Source organism: Moorena sp. SIO2C4 (assembly GCF_010672485.1).
Lineage (GTDB): Bacteria > Cyanobacteriota > Cyanobacteriia > Cyanobacteriales > Coleofasciculaceae > Moorena > Moorena producens.
Genome location: NZ_JAAHGN010000899.1, coordinates 1 through 3,192 on the forward strand (window position 1 = coordinate 1; position 3,192 = coordinate 3,192).

The 3,192-nt window shown below is 45.0% G+C and carries 3 protein-coding genes; 1 reads left to right on the forward strand and 2 read right to left on the reverse strand.

All coding sequences use genetic code 11. The features are described 5' to 3' along the window. The first annotated feature begins 273 nt into the window (after nt 1–273). Entirely contained in the window at nt 274–1,170 is an 897-nt protein-coding gene (gene prmA / locus F6K20_RS31025; protein ID WP_008184542.1) for a 50S ribosomal protein L11 methyltransferase, read from the forward strand. 11 nt (nt 1,171–1,181) lie between these two features. On the opposite strand, the gene cpcF is transcribed toward prmA, so the two are convergent. Both cpcF and cpcE read right to left on the reverse strand, forming a co-directional pair. Continuing rightward, entirely contained in the window at nt 1,182–1,820 is a 639-nt protein-coding gene (gene cpcF / locus F6K20_RS31030; protein WP_008184545.1) for a C-phycocyanin alpha-cysteine-84 phycocyanobilin lyase subunit CpcF, read from the reverse strand. A 264-nt stretch (nt 1,821–2,084) separates the two neighbouring features. After that, nucleotides 2,085–2,921 carry a C-phycocyanin alpha-cysteine-84 phycocyanobilin lyase subunit CpcE gene (gene cpcE / locus F6K20_RS31035; protein ID WP_008184547.1) on the reverse strand — a complete coding sequence of 279 codons (837 nt, stop codon included), beginning with the start codon at nt 2,919–2,921 and terminating at the stop codon, nt 2,085–2,087. Nucleotides 2,922–3,192: the final 271 nt, after the last annotated feature.

Here is a 3,192-nt window from a genome sequence, read left to right on the forward strand (position 1 = left end):
TCATTAAAAACGTATGGATCCTAATAGATACCGAAAACCAGTAAAGCAAACCTTAAAGATTAAAAAGTACCGTGGGGCACACGGAAACTGAGTAAACTCAACGCTTAGGGAGATAAGCCCACTGGGGTTAGTTAAATTAGGCTAGGTATTTGGTTTTTAAACGGGTACTCGGCTTAAGTATTGCCTTTGACGGATAGCTAATTTTAAGGCATGTCGAGGAACTAAGAATCCCCGCTCATAAGCGGGCGGGGAGTGTCAAATCGGAACTAAGATATGGCAAATAGCTGGTGGGAAATTCAAATTTTGTGCGACTCTGCCTTAGAGGATTTAATCTTCTGGCGACTAGAAAAGTTTGGTTGTCGAGGAATGTCCAGCCAGCTTAAGGGACATTCTCAACTAGTGCTTGCTCACTTACCCCAAATACAAGCACAGCTGTTGGATTTGGCCGCCCTTGCCCTTTGGGTAAATCAGGACGCCCTTACTGTAGGGCTGCCAGTACCCATAACTCGGTGGCACCTGATTGATGAGGAAGATTGGGCAAGTAGTTGGAAACAATACTGGGAACCCCAAGAAGTTGGCGATCGCTTTTTGATCTATCCCGCTTGGCTACCTTTACCAGACCCTTCCGAACGGATGTTGTTACGCCTTGATCCTGGAGCAGCATTTGGCACAGGTACCCATCCCACCACTCAGTTATGCCTGGAAGCATTAGAGATGCGTCTAGGCTTCAGCAGTGATCAGGACAATGTGGTAGTGGATATTGGCTGTGGTTCGGGCATTCTCTCCATTGCCTCGGTGTTGTTAGGGGCTACAAAGGTCTATGGCGTCGATACTGACCCCTTAGCAGTGGGTGCTGCCCGCAACAACCGCTCTCTTAACAACATGTCTGACCAGGATCTGGTGATAGAACAGGGTAGTCTAGAAACCTTGTCTAAGCTTACTAATGGTGAACCAGTAGATGGAATCCTCTGCAACATTCTGGCAGAGGTAATTATTGATTTAATTCCACTAATGAGTGCTATAGCGAAACCCACTAGCTGGGGAGTTATCAGTGGTGTGTTATTAGATCAGGTGAAACCAATTGCTGATACCCTAGAACAAAATAACTGGATTGTCGCCACCCTCTGGAAGCATCAGGATTGGTGTTGTTTTAATATTCGGCGTTCTTAATTAGTTATTCTTCATGCAAGTTGTTGGATAGCCTGTTGGATACGGGTGCGCACTGTTAAATCGGTTTCAGTCTTGAACATTTGGGCTAAATGAGTTTTGATAGTCTCAGCCAGCTCTGGATAGGTGACGACTACAGCAGTAGCTAGACCTTGCAATCCTACTACGGAAGAATAACGAACTACCCATTCTGAGTCTTGGCAGGTTAGCAGTAGTGTTTTAAAAGCTTGCTCTTGGGCAGCAGGAATTTTATTTCTAGGCATATCGTCCCAGTCCAGATTGCCCAGACCTTTTGTAGCAGCTCGACGGACGCTCATAGCAAAGTCAGTTTCAGCAGCTTCGATTAAGGTATCGAAGGCTCTAGGATCGCCAATACCTGATAGTGCGCGGATTGCCCAGGCTCTACCTCCGTAGTTATAGTCATCAATTAGGTTTAGCAATTGCGCTACTGCTGTTTTCCCGAATCGCACTATCCCACCAGCAGCTAATTCTGCTGCACCTGGGTTATTGTAGCTAAAAACTGCAATTAAAGTGGGGATTGCAGCTTCTAAATGGGCATTAGCCAGGATTCTCACTGCTTTTACTAAACTATAGGCAGAATCTGCCTCTCTCACAGCTCGAATTAATTCTTGCTCTTGGGTTGTGTTGGTCATGCAGGGGTCTAATATCAAGTCTGGTTGAATACCAATAATCTTAGGGGAGTGTGGGGAGATGGGGAGATGGGGAGATTTTTATTAAGGGTAATTATCCTGATATGATATAAGCTTAAAGGTTGTTTGCCCTAGGTGTTTCCTTCGGCTAGGTTCAAAGCAATAGGTTCAAGGCAAAAAGTAAAAGTATTAAAACTTGCCAGTTGTAACGTAATGGTTAGATAAAATTATTTCAGATTTCATACTTCAGATTTCATACTTCACACTTCAGAGAAGACCATCCATCAAATTCATAATTCTAATTGCAGTCTCCGATAGGTGGCAACCATCAGTGGGATGGCTTTCTAAGTAATTCTCTAGAATTCCTTTGAGCGCGATTAACCTGAGACTATTTTCTGCCCAGGTCTTAGCGATCGCATCTGCTGCTGGTAAATAACCAATTGCCCCGAGATCGGAAAGAGCTGCCCGCCTCAGTTGCACTTGATTAGCACTCAAAGCTTTGATTAAAGGTTCAACATAAGTAGGGTTTTGAGTTAGCTGGTACATCGCCCGTGCGGCGGCATACTGTTCCAACTCGTTGGGATGTTCTAGGAATATTTCAATCAGGTCAATCGCTTCAGTTACACCAAGATTCCCCAAAGCTTCGATCACAGCATTGTAGGGTTGGGCGAGGTGGGGACATCCCGGTATAGGTTGGGCTGCTGATAAACCTCCGTCTAGGAGTTTGATCAGCTTGGGAATACAGGTACGATCTTCTAACATCGCTAAAGATTGTACCGCTGCTTCCCTAACATAAAAATCCGGGCAGTCTAAACAATCAATCAGCGCAGGCACAGCTCGATGGTCTCCTAGTTTGCCCAGTGCCCTGGCGGCATTCCGGCGCAGAGGATATCCTCCTAATTCTGTCTGGTTCTGCTGATCTTGTAGCGCAGCAATTAGGGCATCAATTGCCAGTGGTTCCCGGACTCGGAACTTTCCTAGCCACCATGCTGCATAATAGCGAAGCCCCTGGTCGTTTCCTTTTAGATTTGCGATCGCTTGCTCTACAGTTAAAGACTCAGAGTTATCAGTCTCAACATCATTCTTAAGACTAGGCTGCAACATTGAAACTTGTTAATTTAAACTTGTTAATTTTAATTTTACGCACGCTCCTGTCTCCTGTCTCCTCAAAAAACCTACCAATTTCTTACTTTATCCTTTTACTTGGTAGATATAGGGTACCTAAATCAATTGTGAGCATTTTTGATGCCATATTCCCTACTCCCTACTCCCTGCTCCCTGCTCCCTTTGCTATAGACAAACTACATAGATAAAACAATGCCCGGAAAGGTCAGCAGATGCTAGTTCTTGCTAACACCTGCTGACCTTTCCAGGA

Coding starts and splice junctions, on each gene's coding strand:
- prmA (WP_008184542.1), top strand. CDS start 274: ATGGCAAATAGCTGGTGGGAAATTCAAATTTTGTGCGACTCTGCCTTA.
- cpcF (WP_008184545.1), bottom strand. CDS start 1,820: ATGACCAACACAACCCAAGAGCAAGAATTAATTCGAGCTGTGAGAGAG.
- cpcE (WP_008184547.1), bottom strand. CDS start 2,921: ATGTTGCAGCCTAGTCTTAAGAATGATGTTGAGACTGATAACTCTGAG.